Annotated in this window: 17 protein-coding genes and 1 riboswitch; of the genes, 14 read left to right on the top strand and 3 right to left on the bottom strand. The window is 41.4% G+C overall.

The window, feature by feature from the left end; translation table 11 throughout:
- Window positions 1-7: 7 nt before the first annotated feature.
- The gene (locus tag J4E76_RS14585) at window positions 8-664 is read right to left on the bottom strand and encodes an FKBP-type peptidyl-prolyl cis-trans isomerase (RefSeq protein ID WP_208505388.1); all 657 of its coding nucleotides are present in this window, start codon (window positions 662-664) and stop codon (window positions 8-10) included.
- Between the two features lie 81 nt (window positions 665-745).
- Here J4E76_RS14585 and J4E76_RS14580 point away from each other — a divergent pair, with 81 nt between their 5' ends.
- From J4E76_RS14580 to J4E76_RS14525, 12 genes are all read left to right on the top strand, one after another.
- Window positions 746-1,276 (top strand): RNA polymerase sigma factor, encoded by a 531-nt coding sequence (locus J4E76_RS14580; RefSeq protein ID WP_236017478.1) that lies wholly within the window; start codon window positions 746-748, stop codon window positions 1,274-1,276.
- Window position 1,277: 1 nt separating this feature from the next.
- On the top strand, window positions 1,278-1,952 hold the full coding sequence (locus J4E76_RS14575; protein WP_208505386.1) for a hypothetical protein: 675 nt from the start codon (window positions 1,278-1,280) through the stop codon (window positions 1,950-1,952).
- Window positions 1,953-2,007: 55 nt separating this feature from the next.
- Entirely contained in the window at window positions 2,008-2,184 is a 177-nt protein-coding gene (locus J4E76_RS14570; RefSeq protein ID WP_208505385.1) for a hypothetical protein, read from the top strand.
- 1 nt (window position 2,185) lies between these two features.
- On the top strand, window positions 2,186-3,313 hold the full coding sequence (locus tag J4E76_RS14565) for an alpha/beta hydrolase (protein WP_208505383.1): 1,128 nt from the start codon (window positions 2,186-2,188) through the stop codon (window positions 3,311-3,313).
- A 99-nt stretch (window positions 3,314-3,412) separates the two neighbouring features.
- Complete coding sequence (locus tag J4E76_RS14560) at window positions 3,413-4,267, top strand: carboxypeptidase-like regulatory domain-containing protein (protein WP_208505381.1); 855 nt, start codon at window positions 3,413-3,415, stop codon at window positions 4,265-4,267.
- 56 nt (window positions 4,268-4,323) lie between these two features.
- Window positions 4,324-4,525, top strand: a riboswitch (cobalamin riboswitch).
- A gap of 27 nt (window positions 4,526-4,552) precedes the next feature.
- The gene (locus J4E76_RS14555; RefSeq protein ID WP_208505379.1) at window positions 4,553-5,758 is read left to right on the top strand and encodes an ABC transporter substrate-binding protein; all 1,206 of its coding nucleotides are present in this window, start codon (window positions 4,553-4,555) and stop codon (window positions 5,756-5,758) included.
- A gap of 64 nt (window positions 5,759-5,822) precedes the next feature.
- Window positions 5,823-6,839, top strand: coding sequence for an iron ABC transporter permease (locus J4E76_RS14550; RefSeq protein ID WP_208505377.1), 1,017 nt, complete (start codon window positions 5,823-5,825; stop codon window positions 6,837-6,839).
- Window positions 6,839-7,834: an ABC transporter ATP-binding protein gene (locus J4E76_RS14545; protein ID WP_208505375.1), complete on the top strand. Its 996-nt coding sequence runs from the start codon at window positions 6,839-6,841 to the stop codon at window positions 7,832-7,834. The genes J4E76_RS14550 and J4E76_RS14545 overlap by 1 nt, the downstream gene beginning before the upstream one ends.
- Window positions 7,821-9,692: a TonB-dependent siderophore receptor gene (locus J4E76_RS14540; protein WP_208505372.1), complete on the top strand. Its 1,872-nt coding sequence runs from the start codon at window positions 7,821-7,823 to the stop codon at window positions 9,690-9,692. The genes J4E76_RS14545 and J4E76_RS14540 overlap by 14 nt, the downstream gene beginning before the upstream one ends.
- Window positions 9,693-9,699: 7 nt before the next feature.
- Window positions 9,700-10,395, top strand: a complete 696-nt coding sequence (locus tag J4E76_RS14535) for a diphthine--ammonia ligase (RefSeq protein WP_208505371.1) — start codon at window positions 9,700-9,702, stop codon at window positions 10,393-10,395.
- Window positions 10,396-10,491: 96 nt separating this feature from the next.
- Window positions 10,492-11,265, top strand: a complete 774-nt coding sequence (locus tag J4E76_RS14530) for a DUF547 domain-containing protein (protein WP_208505369.1) — start codon at window positions 10,492-10,494, stop codon at window positions 11,263-11,265.
- A 102-nt stretch (window positions 11,266-11,367) separates the two neighbouring features.
- Window positions 11,368-12,654, top strand: a complete 1,287-nt coding sequence (locus tag J4E76_RS14525) for a serine hydrolase (protein ID WP_208505367.1) — start codon at window positions 11,368-11,370, stop codon at window positions 12,652-12,654.
- 73 nt (window positions 12,655-12,727) lie between these two features.
- Here J4E76_RS14525 and J4E76_RS14520 read toward each other — a convergent pair whose 3' ends face one another.
- Together J4E76_RS14520 and J4E76_RS14515 are read right to left on the bottom strand one after the other, a co-directional pair.
- On the bottom strand, window positions 12,728-13,120 hold the full coding sequence (locus J4E76_RS14520) for a hypothetical protein (protein WP_208505366.1): 393 nt from the start codon (window positions 13,118-13,120) through the stop codon (window positions 12,728-12,730).
- Window positions 13,121-13,293: 173 nt separating this feature from the next.
- Entirely contained in the window at window positions 13,294-15,699 is a 2,406-nt protein-coding gene (locus tag J4E76_RS14515; protein WP_208505364.1) for an ABC transporter permease, read from the bottom strand.
- A 206-nt stretch (window positions 15,700-15,905) separates the two neighbouring features.
- Here J4E76_RS14515 and J4E76_RS14510 point away from each other — a divergent pair, with 206 nt between their 5' ends.
- Window positions 15,906-17,282 (top strand): sigma-54 dependent transcriptional regulator, encoded by a 1,377-nt coding sequence (locus tag J4E76_RS14510; protein ID WP_208505362.1) that lies wholly within the window; start codon window positions 15,906-15,908, stop codon window positions 17,280-17,282.
- Complete coding sequence (locus J4E76_RS14505; RefSeq protein WP_208505360.1) at window positions 17,269-18,606, top strand: PAS domain-containing sensor histidine kinase; 1,338 nt, start codon at window positions 17,269-17,271, stop codon at window positions 18,604-18,606. Before J4E76_RS14510 ends, J4E76_RS14505 begins: the two co-directional genes overlap by 14 nt.
- Window positions 18,607-18,670 lie beyond the last annotated feature (64 nt).

Below are 18,670 nucleotides of genomic sequence, written 5' to 3'. Positions count from 1 at the left end.
AATTAGCCTATTTGACATCAAGCACCATTACTTGGAAAACCAAGACCGAGTTGGGAGGAACATTTCTGCCTCCTTCTTCACCATAAGCTAGGTAGGATGGAATAATGATGTAACCATTGTCTCCCTTTTCAAAAAAGCCCAAACCTTTAATAAATCCATCGATGAAGTTGTTGCGGAAGAGATTTAGCTTAATTGGTTTCTTCCTCCGAAACGAGCTGTCTAATTCTTTGCCGTTAAAGAGGTATGTAGCATAATGCAGAGTCATCTCTGTTCGGCCTATCAAAGGCTGATAAAGGTCTGAACGACCCTTGAGTTTCATATAGCGAATACCACTCTGTCCGTTGACCCATTTAAAGTCTTTGAATTGCTGGTTTCTTAGTTTTTCGAATGCTTCTTCTGGGTTGGAATCTTCGGTTAGGTTTCCGGTTTCGTCCCAAACCTTTAATCTTACATGAATGCCCTTGTCATTATAAGTCTCCTCGCGCTGTTTTTCTCCATTTTCGAACCAGAAAATATGCTTGCCGACTTTGATTCCATCCTTGGTTTTACCTTGATATTTCTTGTTACCATTTTCATGCCGTTCAGTCACTTTTTGTGCAAGAACAGTGTTAGAGCCCGATATTATCAGCGCTACAAAGGCAATACTAGAGATGAATAACCGCATAGGAATCTGAAATTAGTAATCCTAGACTGAAGTTTTATACGCAAAAGTGTAATTCTTGACAACTGATTGTAACTAACTACATTGAAGTACAAATTTGATAGTTCTAAGTCTTTGATCGAAGCAAATACCGAAGGTAGGTTTGTTGAAATGGTTACTGAATCTCAGGGAATCATTCACAAGGTGTGCAATATCTATTGTGATGATAGAGAGCACCGTAAAGATCTTTTTCAAGAGATCCTGATTCAACTTTGGAAGTCATTTGGATCCTTTCAAGGAAAGGCGAAGTTTTCTACTTGGATGTATCGTGTAAGTCTGAACGTTGCTTTGCAGTATGTAAGGAAGGAGCGCAAAAAGCCAAGTCAAACGCACCTCTCCGATGAGGTAAAGAATCTTTCTGATACCATACAGGATGATAATTACGAAGAGGACTTAAAGCAGCTCTATGCAGCCATTAGCCAACTAAATGATATCGAAAAGGCGATAATTATGCTCTATCTGGAAGATAGGGACAATGAAGAGATTGCTGAGATTATAGGGATATCTCAGAATTATGTCCGAGTTAGAATGAACCGGAGCAAAGAAAAACTCAAAAGGATCTTAAACACTCAATAGGATGGAAGTCAACGACCTAAAAGCCATATGGAAAAAGGCCAGTGACCGAGAGAAATCGGGTTATTGGGTGAGCGATGAAGATTTGAGGACAATGCTCAAAAAGAAATCGCATGCGGCCATAGCTGATGTTCAGAAGGAGCTCAAGAACAAAATATTGATGACTACGATCTTCAGTGTTTTTGGACTTGTGATGGGGTGTTTCATTGTATTTAAACCGCCAGCAGATTTAGATCTGGGAGACTTTGTGCCAACTGGTTTGGCCTATGGAATTACCCTTATCATAATGGGAGTAGCTGTAGGAGTGATTTCCATACATACAAGAATTAGGCACAGACAAGTGCGACAACTGGTCGAAGCAGCACAACCTTTGAAGGCATCGCTGACCCAAACGCGAGGTATTTTTCAAAAAATAATCGGTGCGGGTGTATTGAGCGATACAATTGTAACACCACTGGTGATGATCTTAATTATCGCTGTCCAGGTTTATAATAAGGAGCCATTTGCTTTCGATTTGAGACTCCTTTACCTTCTGTTGGCCGCAGTGGCTTTGGTATATGGATTTTACTACTTAGCAAAATTTATGATGAACAGAAAATTCGGACGCTTTGTCAAAGCCCTTGACGATCGTTTGAATGAGCTAGAAGCGATGGAGACTGAGGATTCCGAAATTATTTGATCCAAAGTGTAATTCTGCATGTCTCTTCTCCACTAACCATATAAACAGTAGAATTATGTGGAACGCTGGAACGGAAAGAGGTATTTGCTATATAGGTATTACACTCTCATTTGTTGGACAGATATCATTTACAAACTATCCGCTTGTGGGAGATATAGTCACGATGGTTGGTATAGTAATGATTCTCACAAAGAAAATTATCCATTGGAGAAAAAGGACAAAAATTACTTGATATGAAATACATAATGAAAACCATATACTCAGTAGCTATCATTTGCATGTCAATTGTGGCGAGTTATGCTCAGGTAGATTATTCAAAACAAGTTGAAGCATTGAAACTTAGTTTTGGTGCTAAGAATAGCGAAGCAATAAAGCCTTATGTAAGCGAAAGCCTGTCTTTTGGAACATATCCGGCAGGTGTTACAATTCAGATTTTGGGTCAGGTATTTAATAATCTACCTAAACTCAATAGTCTGGACATTGTAAGTCAAAAAGAGGGAGAGGCAAGCGTCAAATATAATTTTGATGGCCTCGGTGATCGCTCATCTAAGTTACTTTTTGATCAGGAAGGTAAGATCACTAAACTTGAATTAATAGATAACCTCTTAAGAGAACAGGCCGAAGCTCAAGCCGCCCTTGCCCGACAAAAGCAGACACCGACTCCTGGCCCACTCGCAGAAAAGTACACTTACAAACAAGTGGGCTTCAAAGCTAATGACGGCTTGGAAATTGATGCTAATCTGTATGACGTAGGCTCTGATAGACCCGTGATATTACTTTGTCATCAGGCAGGGTATAATAAATATGAGTATGCCGATATAGCTCCTAAATTGAATGAAATGGGCTTCAATGTCATGGCTTTGGACCAGCGATCTGGAGGTAGTTTTGGAGGCCAAAATAACGCCACTTTCGAAAGAGCAAAAGCCGATGGTCTCGAAACCGGATTCTTGGATGCCGAACAAGACATTCAGGCGGCAGTTGATTTTCTTTACGAGAAGTATGGTAGAGAAGTGATCCTTTGGGGCAGCTCCTATTCATCTAGCCTAGCGTTATTCATTGGAGACAAAAGTGACAAAGTCAGTGCTATCATTTCATTCAGCCCTGGTGATTACTTCGGAGAAAGGAAACCGTCACTCTCAACGGTATTTAAGTCATTAAGAAAGCCATTCTTAGTAACGTCTTCCAAGGAAGAGGCCGAAGTGTTAGCTGGACTAGTTGATGCAGGTAAACTCTCCAATGCACAAAGCCAATTTGTGCCAAAAGGAGATGGATACCATGGCTCACGAGCCTTATGGGAAGGTCAAGAAGGTGGTGAAGAGTATTGGAATGCCATTAATGCGTTTCTAAGGAACTTAAAGTGACGTCATCACATGAATATGTGAATTTTTTTGGCAGGCAGATGTGATGCGGAAGTTATACGTTGTGGAAGTATGTCAATTTCAATCAGCCATACTTTTCGAATGCTCACAACATTTTCTCTATTCTTTGTCTGTCATCTGAGTCAAGCTCAGGATATATTAATTATGGGGCGTGTATTCGATGATTCCAGTGAAGAACCATTGTCCTATGTCAATATTGGATTAAAAGGTAAGAACATTGGGACAGTCTCAGACCGGAACGGTTTTTTCAAGCTGACTGTACCCTCGAGCCTTAGAAGTGACACCCTGTTCTTTTCCTCAGTAGGCTATCTGGAAGAAGGGTTGAGTATAAGTGATATTAGTTTCGATGAAGAACTAGAGGTGAGACTTTCTCAAGAAGTTATTCAACTGGATGATTTCGTTGTGATGGCTGACGGAAAACGGAAATACAAAACTTATGGTGATCGAAAAAAAACTAACATAAGGATGCATACGCCAAAGTTCTATAAAGGAGCACAAATTGCGAGGAGAATTAGCTTGAAAGATTATCCTGCTGCTTTGGCAAGTGTACAGATAGGTATCTACATAAATGATGTAGATTCTTTGTTCGTTAGGGTCAGAGTCTTTGATATAAACGAAAGGAGTGGAGAACCGGGAGAAGAGCTACTTAAAAGAAATGTTGTTGAAAACATAGGTCGGAAAACTGGTTTTGTAAAAATTGATCTTCAGGATCAGGGTGTAATGATTGAAGGTGATTTTTTTATTTCAATTGAGTTTTTAGATGTGAGCTTGAAAAGTAAATCAAATAACTTCACGATCTACGCTAGACAAAGTAAGCCGTCAGGGTTGAAAAGAGTACAATTTATTAGGTTTGGCAGTTATGGAGACTGGGTACCCCGGAAAGAAAGAGGAATAACCTCTCTGGTTTATGCACTCGGAGCAACCATAAGTTATTAGGCATAACCAAGCCGATCAGGTCGGGAGGCTGCATGCAATCCACAAACTTTTCATACCTTTACCGGCAGTTCAAAGGTTCTCTTGGTGTAAAAACCCTGAGATTAATAGGGAATCAGGTGTAAATCCTGAACAGTCCCAGCTGCTGTAAACCCATTTTTAGGTTTGCTGAATTTTGCCACTGCCCCGAATTATGTCGGGATGGGAAGGCTCAGTAAAACCGGGAAAGTCAGAAGACCTGCCTTTGTTTTTGATCACTATGACGCTTTCTGAGGAAAAGCTACTGGTATGAAAAGACTGAGAAACAATATTACCCATCGCAGGGCGGATTACACCCTGACATGGTTTCCCGCATTACTGATCGCCCTTCTTCTGGGGTGTCAAGATTCCAAAAATAAAAACGCTGTTGACGAAGGTTTCGACCCGAGCAAAGACTATTTCTCAGAGAAAACGTCAATCGATCATGCCATCGGCTTTGATCTGATCTATCATAAAAACTGGAAAGAAGTCCAGCTTTTTAGGCACTATAATGATTTTGTAGATACAGTAAGGTTTGCTCTGGTGCAAAGAGGAACTCCCTCTCCCGATGGGTTCTCCGAAAACCGAATTGTTACAATTCCTTCACAGCGTTTGGCCTCGATGTCAACCACCCACTTAGGCATGTTTGAGAAACTAGATGCTTTGGATGTACTGAAAGGTATTGAACGAGCAGAATACGTTTCGAGTCCGAATGTAAGAGCTTTGGTGGAGGAAGGAAAAATCACGGAATTAGAGCCTTCCGGAACCCTGAACACGGAGTTGGCGGTGAATGAGGGTATAGAGCTATTGCTGGGTGTTGGATATCCCAATTCACAAAACGACAGCTATCAAGAATTAGAAAATGCTGGGATACCCGTCCTTCTCAATGCCGATTGGCAGGAGAAAACACTTTTAGGTAGAGCCGAGTGGATGAAATTATTGGCAGCCCTTGTCAATAAAGAAGAACTCGTCAATGAGCGGTTTGGGGCTATTGAAAAGGAGTTCAATGAAGTGTTGCAACTAGTAGAGGCAAGTGTAAAGAAAGGGCCATCTACTATTACGGGTATCGCCCAGGGAGATGCCTGGTTTGTAGCCGGGGGCAAAAGCTTTGCCTATTACATTCTCGATTTGGCCAAGGTAGAATACCCCTGGAAGAACAGCGAGAATACCGGAAGTCTTAGACTCGATTTTGAGACTGTTTATGCCGAAGGACTAAAAGCCGATTTTTGGATGGTACCGAGTACTGCGAAGACATTGGACGAGATTATTCAAGCCGATAGCCGATACGCGGATTTCAAGTCCTTTAAAAGTAGAAATATCTATAATATCTATGGTAGGTATACCGAAGGTGGAGGCAACGATTACTACGAATCAGCAGTGGTCAATCCGCATTTGGTGCTCAAAGACAACATCAAGGTCTTTCATCCTGAGTTATTGCCCAATCATGAGTTGGTTTACTATAACCGATTGAAATAAACCCTTGTCCAGTTCCCAGACTATATTGAATCAATCAGGCAAAGGCTTGACGAATTTGAGGCTCATGGTCATTCTGATCGTGGCAGTCATTCTATTGATTTTGCTCGATTTAGGCCTAGGTTCAGTTCGCATACCCATCACGGAAGTAGCAAAAATCCTTACTGGAAGTGCAGTCGAAAATGAGGCATGGCAAGCGATTGTCTTAAAGATCAGACTACCAAGAACGATCACCGCAGTGTTGGCAGGTGCAGCTTTGTCTGTTGGCGGCCTTCAAATGCAGACACTCTTTAGGAATCCATTGGCAGGACCATCTGTATTAGGAATCACAGCAGGAGCAAGCTTGGGTGTAGCAGCAGTTATGTTGGCCGCTGGCAGTGCCACCACTGCCTTCACCATCCGTTCACTAGGATTAGGAGGTAGTTGGTTAATCGTAATTGCAGCATCCATTGGTGCGGCACTGGTGTTATTGGCTATTCTCGCTATCTCTTATCGGATTAGAGACAATGTTGTTATGCTCATCGTGGGCATTATGGTAGCAAACATTACCATAGCCATTGTCAGTATTTGGCAATATTTCAGCAATCCAGAGCAAATTCAAGAATACATCCTGTGGACCTTCGGAAGCTTGGGAGGAGTAACCACAAGTCAGCTGCAAGTCTTAGGATTAATTGTTGGTTTTGGAGTCATTATGACTTTTGCCCTGAGTAAAACATTGAATGTGTTATTACTCGGTGAAGACTATGCGCAGAGCATGGGACTGAATATTCGAAAATCCCGAATTGCCATAATTGGAGTGACAAGTATTCTAGCAGGAGCTATCACAGGATTCTGTGGACCCATAGGATTTGTAGGAATTGCTGTGCCGCATTTAACCCGCAGCTTGCTCAACACCTCCGACCATAAGGTGCTCATTCCGAGTTGTGTTTTGGTGGGTGCCATCCTCATGTTGGTGTGTGACATCATTTCTCAAGTACCAGGCAGTAACACTGTTTTACCAGTGAATGCCATCACTGCAATGATTGGTTCTCCAATTGTGATATGGATTATTGTTAAACGTAGAAATCTTAAGTCCTCATTTTGATGGGTAATGGAAAAACCATATTGAGGGCTATTGATCTAGCAGTTGGCTATAAGGAAAAGGAAGTTCTGTCAGGACTCAATCTGGTTCTGAACGAAGGTGAATTGACTTGTCTACTCGGGCCTAACGGTTCCGGAAAGTCAACCCTTATCAGATCCATAACGGGTATACAAAAGCCATTGTCAGGTAAGGTACTTATTCAGGAAAGGTCACTTTCTGAGATTACTCCTAAGGAAATGGCGAAGACCTTGAGCCTCGTCCTCACCGATCGTGTAACGCCAGGTAATCTGACGGTATTCGCTTTGGTGTCACTGGGCAGATTTCCATACACCAGTTGGATGGGCTCGTTGAATGGTAAGGATAAGGAACTTATTCAATGGGCACTAGAAGTTACTGGAACATTACACTTTGCCGATCGCCATGTTGGTGAGCTTAGTGATGGCGAAAAGCAAAAGGTAATGATAGCCAGAGCCTTGGTTCAAGACACGGACATCATAATCCTAGATGAGCCCACGGCTCACTTAGATTCACCCAACCGAATTGAGATCTTCCACTTGCTCAAGGAACTCACCCAAAAAACGAATAAGACTATTCTTATTTCAACGCACGAAATAGACATGGCAATTGAAAACTGTGACAGCATGTGGTTGGTCATGCCTGGCAAACATATAGAGACGGGAATTCCAGAAGAATTGGTACTAAACGGTTCGCTAGAATCGGCTTTCGGCTCTGAAGAATTGACCTTCGATTATCTCAAAGGTCGATTTGGTAAAAGTGATGAGCATACCAACCTAAGTTTAGAAATCGCGGGCGATCCTATACTGACAAAATGGACAAGACAGGCGCTAGAGCGAAGTCAGGTCTCGAATAATGAGGAAATTAAAATAGAAATAACGGGTGGCCGAGACGCCCCCCTTTGGCATATTTCAGGCACGGACAAAACATTTAATTCACTTTCACAACTTATTAACTACTTAAAACAAAATGACGAAAATTAGAATGAGGGGAGCAATACTTTTAGTGTTGTTGAGTATGGGGTTTCTTTCTTATGCACAAGAAAGAAATGACACAACTGACTTAGGTGAGTTTGTAGTAACAGGAACACGGTTCAGGACTCCGGTAGAAAAGTCAGGAAAGACGATCTACAAGTTGACACGAGCTTTCATTGATAAGTCACCTGGTAAAACTGTGGCCGATTTACTCAATGAAGTTCCAGCAGTGCAAACCGATGGAAACTTCGGCACACCGGGTACTAACATAGAGTATTATGTGAGAGGCGCTCGTAGCAAGTACACCTTAGTGCTTATCGATGGTGTACCTATGAATGATCCTACCGGTATTAGCTTATTCTATGATCTAAGATATTTGCCCGCGAACCAAGTCGAATCCATTGAGATTTTAAAAGGTGGACTAAGTGCGCTTTATGGTAGCAATGCCGCTGCTGGGGTTATAAATATTACGTTGAGAGATAATGCCCAAGAACCAATTCGAGGGAGTGTTGATGTCAATGGAGGTTCTTTTGGTGCTCTCGGTATCAATGCCAATGTGAATGGGACACGAAATGATTTCAACTATGGTGTTTCATTCAATAGAACTTCTTTCGATGGATTTAGTGCCGCAGCCCAAAATGATCCAACTGCTAGTTTTGATGACGATGGTTTCGAAAAAACTAATGTTCTGTTCAAAGGAGGATATCAGGCAAGCGATCAGTTTGATATTGATTTCACTGTAGCTTATGATGATTTCAAGGCCGATATCGATGCCTTTTCCTTTACTGACGAACTAAATGCTTTTGCGGATTATCAACAATTTAGGTTTGGTATTAGACCTCGGTTGAGCTTCAAAAATGGTAGATCAGCTTTAAATATCAGCTACATAAACAATGAGCGTATTTTTCAAAACGCCTTTCCGTCAACTTTCGAAGGAGTGAATTTTCAGCTTGATCAAACCAACGAGTTTGAGATTTCAGAGTATGCTAAAGCTCTTTTTGGAGTTAATGTGCAAAGGTTAAAGAATAATTCTGAGAACCAGGAAGGTGATTTTACCATTGTAGATCCGTATGCCTCGATCGTTTTGGAGAGCGATCATGGTTTGAATTTTCACTTTGGATTAAGGCTAAACACCCATAGCGATTACGATAACCAATTGATGACAACAGTCAACCCCTCTTGGTTAATAGATGTCAGCAATGACATTTCGATAAAACCATTCATGTCTATTTCCAATGCCTACAATACGCCTTCGTTATTTCAGATCAACTCTCCATTTTTCGGAAATAGTGATCTATCACCAGAAAGTACGAACAGCTATGAGTTTGGTACGGCACTTTATGCTAAAAGTGGCTTGACATACAACTTTGCTTTCTTCAGACGCGATGAAGACAATGCAATTGACTTTCTATCAATTTTTGACAACGGGGGTAACTTTATTGGAGGTAATTATATCAATCTCGATTCACGAAGAGAGGTTCAAGGTATTGAAACAGATGTAACCTGGGAGATTAACTCCAAGGTGACCTTGACCGCCAACTACTCCAAACTTGCAACCAACAATGACGCCTTGTTCTCAAGAATACCAAAGGAGAAATATGGTGTGGGGTTACTTTTCACACCGATTGAGGCATCTTCTGTTAATATCAGGTATAACTATACTGGAGAAAGACGAGTGTCACCTTTTTCAGACAATCTGTTGGATAGCTATAGTTTGGTTGATATCGCTTTGCGGAAGCAGTTCTTGTCTAAAAAGTTGACTGCCTATGGCGCTATAAACAATATTTTTGATGAGGAGTTTGTAGGTGTCGTGGGCTTTACTACCATGGGTAGAAACTACACCATAGGGTTAAACTTCGACTTCTAGTCATTTTATGAATAAGGCAGTTTTCAATTGGAGCGGAGGTAAAGACAGCGCATTGGCGCTCTATCATATCTTGAATAGTTCTGAGTTTGAAGTTAAACAACTGCTGACGAGTGTAAATACCCATACCAACCGAATATCAATGCATGGTGTTCGGTTAGATATGCTTGAGCGGCAGGCCGAAGCGGTCGGTCTGCCGCTTAATTTACTTGAGTTGCCGAAGGCACCCTCAATGGCTGAATATGATCAATTAATGAGGTCGAAGTTGGAAGGTGTTTTAGAAAGCGGTATCGAGTATTCGGTCTTTGGAGACATTTTCCTAGAAGACCTAAAGAAGTACCGTGAGGAAAGACTATCGGAGGTGGGCCTGAAAGCCATTTTTCCACTTTGGAAAAGAAACACCAAAGAGTTGATTGGAGAATTTCTAAGCCTTGGTTTTAGAACAATCGTTGTGGCTGTAGATGGGAGTAAGCTTGATAAATCTTTTGTTGGTAGAGAGTTGACCGATGACTTTGTGGCAGACTTACCGCAAGGGATTGACCCATGTGGAGAGAATGGAGAATTTCACACCTTCGTGTTTGATGGACCTATTTTTAAGCAACCTATTGATTTTAAAAGAGGTGAAGTGGTGGCCAAGTCGTACAGTCTATCACAAAATGATTATGATAGTGTCACATATTGGTTTCAAGACTTATTGCCAGACTAAAACTAAGTCAACGAGCCGACCTTTGAGGTGTAGCCTAATATTCCATTGCAACTTTTTCTACCATGCCGAAGTTTACTTGGAGCAAACGTTGAAACCATGAGAACAAGAATAAATAGTATAGTTGTCCTTGCCATGTTGTTGGTATTCGGCTGCTCTAACTCCAAAAATACTTTTGCAGGTAGTGTAACTGATGCCCCTAGCCATGACAATTGGACTAAGCTATTAGCAAAGCATGTGCGATCAAATGGACTTGTCGATTACAAGGGGTTTATCGCTGATAAGTCAGATCTCAATGCCTATGCTGACTTTTTGAGTGAAAATCCTCCTGCAGAGAATTGGTCGGATAATGAAAAGATTGCTTACTGGATTAATGCCTATAATGTCTTTACAGTTAAGCTAATCGTTGATAACTACCCGGTTGAAAGTATTAAGGACCTCAATCCTAGACTCTCCATTCCCACGGTACGTAGCATTTGGACAAAGGAATGGTTTCAAATTGGTGGAGAAGACTTTAGCCTCGATCGTATTGAACACAAGATTCTAAGAAAAGACTTCGAAGAGCCAAGGATTCATTTTGCCGTCAATTGTGCATCAATATCTTGCCCTGTACTTAGAAATGAGGCCTACACTGCCGAAAAATTAGATGCTCAATTAGATGAGCAAGCTAGAAAATTTTTAAATGATACCTCTCGAAACAAAATCACACCACAACGAGTTGAGGTGTCGAAAATCTTTTCATGGTTTGGAGGAGATTTCAAAAAAGGCCAGTCTCTGATCCAATTTTTGAACAAATACTCAGAGGTTCAAATTGAAGAAAAGGCAAAAGTGCGTTTTGCAAGCTATGACTGGAATTTGAATGACGTTAAATAGTAGAGTGTAAATAAACCCCAAAAGCCGTCCCAATTATTGGGACGGCTTTTTGTTATCTATTTCTTATAATTGTAATCTCAATTATAAGGTCAAAATATTACAATGCAGATTCGGACAAGACCATTCGCGGTCTTATGCTTCTTAGTAATTCTCATTTCTTTTACCGGAATAGATAAGGGTGAAGCGATTAATGAGGAGTTAAGGATCGAAGAGGCTACTGTCGATAGACAGCCTCTGATCAATAAAATGTCTGACTTGGCTGATTTCCAGCCCATCGACTCCATGATTAATCGTGCCATGCGAAGTCTTCGACTTACAGGGGCTAGTGTAGCTATAGTAAAAAATGAGAAGCTTGTATATGCCAAAGGCTTTGGCTATGCTGATAAAGAGAAAAAGGAGGAAGTACAACCATATCACTTGTTTCGCATTGGATCTGTTTCTAAGCTTATTACCGCTATTGCTGTTTTAAAGTTGGTGGATGATGGTAAAATCGGCTTGGATGATTATGTTTTTGGAGAAAATGGAATTTTAAAGGGAAGAACCTATAGCAACATTTCTAATAGGAATGTTTATCGGATTAAGGTTAAGCATTTATTGAACCATACGGCAGGGTGGAGTTTAATCACTTATGGTGACCCCATGTTCATTCCTCATAAAATCCATAATATGGACAAGGTGAGCTACCCTATCGAATTTGACGATGTGATCAAGTTTGTGCTCAAAAGACATTTGCCCTATAGACCAGGTACAAGGTTCAACTACTCCAATTTCGGTTATAGCTTGCTTGGTAGAGTGGTAGAGGAGGTCACGGGTGACGATTATGAAGATTGGGTTCAGAATGAGATTTTAGAGCCTAATGACATTCATAAAATGAGGATCGCGGGGAGTTTCGAGAAAGACAGGGTCAAAAATGAGGTAAAGTACTATGACTATAGTGCCGATAATGAGCAGTTGGCCTTCAACGGTTCTGGGAAGAAAGTTTATAAACCTTATGGCGCGGACGATATAGAAATGCTAGGTCCAGCTGGTGGTTGGCTAGCCACAGGTGTTGACCTCATGCGCGTTTTGGTATTGGTCGATGGCTATTCAAAAAGATACGAAGACATTTTGAGTACAGACCTGATCAACAAGATGGTCAAGGGAGTAGGTGGAGTGCAAAGGCCCTTAGGTTGGAGAAGTGTCAAAGGACAGCACTGGTGGAGGACTGGAACACTTTCTGGAACTTCCGCTTTGTTGACGCGCGATCTGAATGGCTATTCTTGGGTCGTTATTTCAAATACAACTCCTCGCAGAGGAAGCTTTCCTGGTACAAGCCGATGGGCGATTAGGGAGGGAATCAAAAGGGTCAGGTCATGGCCATCGCAAGACCTTTTCGAGGTTTCAGACTAGGCAAAAAAGAAAGCCGATCGTGTGACCGGCTTTACAACCAAAATTAACCCTAACTATGTACTATAGTTTTTTCTTACTTAGAAAGTCTGTAGTATTTGTTGCTACCCAAGCTGCTTAAGTAATCTGCTTGGTTTACTAACTTTCTTAATTCTTTGTCATTAGCTGGGTTTCCAGAAGCGATTAGGTTATCGTTGCTGTCAAAAACATTTACGTCTTCGATTGCTTCTGTTTCCATTTCCATGTAGATCTCTTCTTCGATCCCCATTTCTTCTTCCTCTTCTAAGAACTGCTCAATTTCAGCAATAAGTTGAGCTTCCATAACTGAAACTTCGCGATTCAGATCATTTGACTTGACCGTACCTGCCTGAAATAAAGTGACCACTGCAAGCATGATAGCGATAATAGCGCTTAAGTTTCTAACCTTTGGGCTGTTGTTGTTTTTTGTATTGACTTTCGGGCTTTTCATTTTGTTGTTGTTTTGAGTTATGACCTTATTTAACTGACCTGCCATTCTATATTCAATGCCTGTGCCAAAAACTATAACTAACTGACAATCAGTATAATAAAATAAGGTGACCGATTATGTACAAAAAAAGGTGTACGATTTTCGTACACCTCTTGCCTAGTTTTAGAACACTTTTACTCGTAACGAAGCGCTTTTACTGGGTTGGCCGTTGCTGCTTTGAATGCTCTGTAGCCAATTGATAGGAGTGCAATCAGAATAGTGAGCAAGAAAGCACTTACAAAGACAAGCGGACTTACTTCAACCTGATACACAAAGGAATTGAGCCATTCTCGTGTACCATAGAAGCCAAAGGGTACCGCAATCACTGTGGCAATGGCTATCAACCAAATGTATTTGCTCGAAAGTAAGAGTACAAGGCTGTTTGTATTGGCACCTACAACTTTACGAATGCCTAGTTCCTTGGTCTTTTGCTGTACCACGAAAGCGATCAGGCTATAGAGCCCAAGACATCCTATTGCAATTGCCAAGATGGCTGTAGCGTTGATAAAACCAAAAAGCGTTCGGTCAATTTCATAGTCAATCGCTATTTCATCAGTGAAACTTTTGTAGTTAGCTACAAAGTCTGGGTTCATGGAAGCCGACACTTTATCAATATGCTTGGCTACTTCCGAGTAATAACCCTCCTTTACCTTCACAAAAGCTTGATTGTAACCCGAATAATCCCCTTCGAAAACAGAAGGCTTAATTTCGTTTCGCAGGTTATCCGTATGGAAATCGGCTAGCACACCGACAATAGTAGCATTATCCGAGTAACCATTGATGTTGACTCTTCGTCCAATGGCACTTTGAGGATCGTCCCAACCAAGCTTCTGAAGTGCCAATTCTGTTACAACAATCTCTCTATTCTCACTTTGGTAGTTGGCCGCAGAGAACCATTTACCTGCAATCACTTTTAAATTGAAGAGTTCGGCATAGTTGACATCAACATGTTTGAAGTCACAATTTACCTCGATTCTTTCAGTGCTTTCAGGATCGACTAGGGTCGTATTCCAAGGGTTAATAGCATTGGGGCCTCCTGTCCCAAAAGTCACGTTCTCGATAAATGGACTCTCCATTAATTGACTTTTAGCACTATTTAGAAGTGCTGCATCTACTCTATATCCACCTGGAACAAAGTTGCCCATGCCAATGATGTTCTTTGTGTCATAACCCAAATCCTTGTTTTTGATGAAGGAAAATTGACTATTGAATATCAGAACGGAGATTACGAGGATTTGAGCGACAACAAACTGTACAGTTAAGAGTGTGTTCCGCACTACCGCCTTGCGACCTCTTACTTGCGTGAACTTGCTTCGTATTACTTCGAGTGGTTTGAAGTTCACGAGCATTCCCACAGGATAGAGGCCCGCTAAGAATGTGAGGATAAGACCAAGGCCTATCGCAAATAGAATTGATGCCATTTCCAATTTCAAGTCAATGCTAATCACAGACATTGCTTCATTGATTTCATTCAAAAGAACCTCAGCTATCCAAATGGAAAAGAATGTGGCTATTGAAGTAACAATCGATAGTTCTAGAAAGAACTGGTTGGCCAATTGGCTTTTCGCACAACCAATGATTTTCTTAATCCCGACCTCCTGACTTCTTTTTAAAACCTGAGCAGTGGATAGGTTCACAAAGTTGATGGTGCAAGTAGCTAAAACGATAAACGCGATAATGAGTAAACCATAAATGGTATCATTGGGGATGGTATAGTTGAGGCCGCTATATCGATCGTCTGTGTGCAAAGACTTCAATGCTCCCAGTTCAAAAGAAATTGTTTCAGCAGCTTCATCACCTAGGTTGTTAACAACAATGTCATTGAATTGACTGGCTAAGTTTACTGGGTCAACATTTTCTGGCAATAGAACCCATGTGGTGCCCATACTCGTAATGCTCCAAGTATTTCTAACATAAAACTCTTGCACCTTAGGCATCATGGCTACATTGGCCAGCATGGTATAGGGCAAGTTGGTGTTCAACCTAGGGTCGACAATTATACCTCTTACAACACCCTTAGCTCTTCTTGCGAAATCTATGGTTTGACCCATCGGATCTTCATCTCCGAAATACCTTTTGGCAGTGCTCTCAGTTAGTATCACTGCTTGAGGGTCAGAAAATGCTTCCTCAGGATTACCTCTAAGCCACTCTTGGTCGAACATTTGGAAATAATTCTCATCAACAAAGAGTGCTTTGCTTTCATCGAACTTTTCCTCCTCAATGAAGACTCTTGTTTCAATAGGACCAATGGTGCGCGAAACAGCTTCAATTTGAGGGTAATCTGTTCTTAGTACTTTATGAAGAGGCTCTGGAGTTTGGCTACCATAGTTGGCACCCCATTGTGTTTTTTCAACAAAGTTCACCCGATAGACTCGATCAGCATTTGTATGGTAGTGGTCAAAAGTATACTGATACTTGATCAACGTAAAGATCACTATGCTCACAGTCATACCGATCGTAAGACTTAGGAGGTTGATTCCTGTATTTGCTCTGTTTCTGAGCAGGTTTCTAAAAGCCGTTTTGAAGAATATCTTGTTCATGGCGATATCAATTTAATCGTTAACTGTGAATAATGTTTTAAATAGGTATACTGACCCTTCCACCTCTTTTTCCAATTCATGTGCCATCGATGTAAATGTCTTTTAATCAATTAGTTAAGATTTTTCATAAACTAACTTCCCTAAATGTTGTTCCGATATGAAACAGATTTCTGTTCCGCTCAGGAACATTTTTTAAACTTGAGATCATGAAGCAGAAGGAAAACGCCCATATCCTTATCATTGATGATGACTCTGATGTCTTGCTGACTGGAGAGATCGTCTTAAAGCAAAGGTTCAGCAAAGTCTCTTGTGTTGACCACCCAAAGAAAGCAGGCGAGATTTTAAAGTCAGGCGAAGTAGAAGTTCTTCTATTGGATATGAACTATTCACCCGGTGCCAATGATGGAAAAGAAGGTCTGGAATGGATTACAAAACTGAACAGTGCTCACCCTGAAGTGAAGATTATCATTATTACCGCTTATGGAGAGGTCACACTGGCCGTGGAAGCAATGAAGCGAGGTGCCATTGATTTTGTGACCAAGCCTTGGGAGTATGAAAAGATTCAGGTTTCAGTAAGTAATGCGCTCAAGCTTGCCAGATCGGAGAAGGAGATTCAAAGGCTGGAGACAAAACAGCAAGGCCTAAAGCAGCACTTGGTAGCCAAATCAGATCAGGTTATCGCAGAGTCAACTGAAATGCAGCAAGTTTTGAAGATGGCTGAGAAAGTGAGCCGTACCGATGCCAATGTGTTATTGCTTGGTGAAAATGGTACGGGTAAAGGCCTGATGGCAAAGCTTATTCACGAAATGTCGCCTCGAGCGGATGAAGTCTTCATGTCTGTAGATTTGGGCTCGATCACCGAGTCCTTATTCGAGTCGGAGCTCTTTGGGCATCAGAAAGGAGCCTTTACTGACGCGAGAGAAGATCGAATGGGTCGATTTGAGGCTGCTGATGGCGGGACTATTTTTCTAGATGAGATCGGGAACCTCACACCACAAATGCAGTCAAAGCTATTGACGATTATTCAGAATAGAGAACTGACTAGAGTAGGGGAAAACAAATCGAGACAGTTTGATGTCCGAATTATTGCTGCCACAAATGCTAAGTTGGAGGAAATGATTGAAAGTGGTGAGTTTCGAGAAGACCTTTTCTTTAGACTGAACACCATAGAATTGGACCTTCCGCCATTAAGGGATCGTTTGACAGATATAGGCCCAATGGTGGAACACTTCATTGCGAAGTTCTGTAAGAAATATGCTCAAGATCAACCAAAGATGGCCAATGAAACACTTGATAAGTTAAAGAAGTACCACTGGCCAGGAAATATCAGGGAGCTGGAGCATGCAGTGGAACGGGCAGTTATTCTTAGTGATGGTGTTAAGTTGATCCCTGACGACTTTAACCTGAGAAAGCAGATGAAGTCAGATGGTTTCATGACTACTACAAATCTGGAAGAACTTGAACGGATTACCATCGAAAAAGTGATCAAGAAAAATGAAGGTAATATGAGCAAGGTGGCTCAAGAACTTGGTATTGGACGAACTACACTTTACAGAAAACTTGAAAAGTATGGTCTTCAATAGGTTTACAATCCAAGTTGCTGTTCGGCTCTTGCTGATTGCTGTCACAATGTTTGCCGCGATTTGGTCATTCTTTCAGACAGAAATCATTATGTCTCCACTCGGTTTTGGGTTGCTCACCATTGCTCAAATGGTCATGCTGTTCTACTACATTAACAGAACGAGAGATGAACTACTAGTCTTCTTTAAGTCCTTTGACAACCGTGACTTCAATAAAGTCTACAACGAGTTTGCCTGGGGCCAGAGTAAAGATGAGCTCAAGGTAGCTTTCAATAATGTTTTGAGAACTTTCAAAAAGCTTACACTAGAACGAGAAGAGCAGTATCAGTACTTGCAAATGGTCAATGAGCATGTCTCAGTTGGGTTGATCAGCTTCAAGGCTGATGGTAGAGTCGACCTGATGAACTCTGCTGCACAAGATTTGCTTGGAGTGCCGGCTTTAGGAAAGATTGATCAATTAGCGAATCATGATGAGGGTACTTGGGATAAATTGAAGGCCCTTAAAGCAGGAGATAGCATGGTACTTTCACCCAATGCGTCAAAATCAAAGCTGGCCGTAGTTAGCCGATCGTTTAAGCTGGCAGAAGAAGATTACACGCTCATCTCACTTCAAGATATTTCAGCAGAATTGGAAGAGCGTGAAATGGACGCATGGCAAAAGTTGATCAGGGTGCTGACCCATGAAATCATGAACTCAGTTACGCCTGTTGTATCCCTCACTACTGCCATAAAGATGATTATGCAAGATGATGAGGGTAGGCTAAAGGCAGATCAGTTTGAGAAAGATGACCTTGAAGATGTCTTCAAGAGCATAGTGGCTATAGAAAAGAGAGGGCGAGGGCTTCTTGGATTCGTTCAGGCGTATCGTGACTATACAAAACCACCGGTGCCAGAAATTTCCAGAGTTAACCTCTTCTCCCTGATACATGACACCGTCCAAATTTCTAAATCGGAACTTGGTTCGGTCAAGCTTAATCTTTTACCGCATCTTCTAGAAGATGCCTTTGTACAAGCAGATGAGAAGCTTATCAGTCAGGTACTAATTAATCTGATAAAGAATGCGGCCGAAGCAATGGAAGGTCAACCGGATGCTCAGATAGATATCACTACAGAACAAGAAGGAGGGAACACTTACATACAGGTGGCGGATAATGGTCCTGGAATACCTGACGAAATTATCAACGAGATTTTTGTGCCCTTCTTTACTACAAAAAAGCAAGGTAACGGCATTGGCTTGAGCCTTTCAAAACAAATAATGAAGGCTCATAAGGGAGATATTACACTTTCAACCGATTCCCAAGGGACAGTCTTCAGTTTGAAATTTTAGAGGTAACTATGTTGAATACTCTTCTTTCCCTGAGGAACGAAGGGTCTTAGAAGTAAGCTACCTC

Origin of the sequence: Roseivirga sp. E12, assembly GCF_017592825.1 — a bacterium.
GTDB lineage: Bacteria > Bacteroidota > Bacteroidia > Cytophagales > Cyclobacteriaceae > Roseivirga.
This window is presented reverse-complemented; position numbering and strand designations above follow the sequence as displayed.

Bases quoted from the DNA above. Each gene is read 5' to 3' on its own strand.
- J4E76_RS14525 (WP_208505367.1), top strand. From the start codon at position 11,368: ATGCAGATTCGGACAAGACCATTCGCGGTCTTATGCTTCTTAGTAATT.
- J4E76_RS14575 (WP_208505386.1), top strand. From the start codon at position 1,278: ATGGAAGTCAACGACCTAAAAGCCATATGGAAAAAGGCCAGTGACCGA.
- J4E76_RS14555 (WP_208505379.1), top strand. From the start codon at position 4,553: ATGAAAAGACTGAGAAACAATATTACCCATCGCAGGGCGGATTACACC.
- J4E76_RS14550 (WP_208505377.1), top strand. From the start codon at position 5,823: ATGGTCATTCTGATCGTGGCAGTCATTCTATTGATTTTGCTCGATTTA.
- J4E76_RS14505 (WP_208505360.1), top strand. From the start codon at position 17,269: ATGGTCTTCAATAGGTTTACAATCCAAGTTGCTGTTCGGCTCTTGCTG.
- J4E76_RS14585 (WP_208505388.1), bottom strand. From the start codon at position 664: ATGCGGTTATTCATCTCTAGTATTGCCTTTGTAGCGCTGATAATATCG.
- J4E76_RS14520 (WP_208505366.1), bottom strand. From the start codon at position 13,120: ATGAAAAGCCCGAAAGTCAATACAAAAAACAACAACAGCCCAAAGGTT.
- J4E76_RS14530 (WP_208505369.1), top strand. From the start codon at position 10,492: ATGAGAACAAGAATAAATAGTATAGTTGTCCTTGCCATGTTGTTGGTA.
- J4E76_RS14510 (WP_208505362.1), top strand. From the start codon at position 15,906: ATGAAGCAGAAGGAAAACGCCCATATCCTTATCATTGATGATGACTCT.
- J4E76_RS14570 (WP_208505385.1), top strand. From the start codon at position 2,008: ATGTGGAACGCTGGAACGGAAAGAGGTATTTGCTATATAGGTATTACA.
- J4E76_RS14540 (WP_208505372.1), top strand. From the start codon at position 7,821: ATGACGAAAATTAGAATGAGGGGAGCAATACTTTTAGTGTTGTTGAGT.
- J4E76_RS14535 (WP_208505371.1), top strand. From the start codon at position 9,700: ATGAATAAGGCAGTTTTCAATTGGAGCGGAGGTAAAGACAGCGCATTG.
- J4E76_RS14565 (WP_208505383.1), top strand. From the start codon at position 2,186: ATGAAATACATAATGAAAACCATATACTCAGTAGCTATCATTTGCATG.
- J4E76_RS14515 (WP_208505364.1), bottom strand. From the start codon at position 15,699: ATGAACAAGATATTCTTCAAAACGGCTTTTAGAAACCTGCTCAGAAAC.
- J4E76_RS14560 (WP_208505381.1), top strand. From the start codon at position 3,413: ATGCTCACAACATTTTCTCTATTCTTTGTCTGTCATCTGAGTCAAGCT.
- J4E76_RS14545 (WP_208505375.1), top strand. From the start codon at position 6,839: ATGGGTAATGGAAAAACCATATTGAGGGCTATTGATCTAGCAGTTGGC.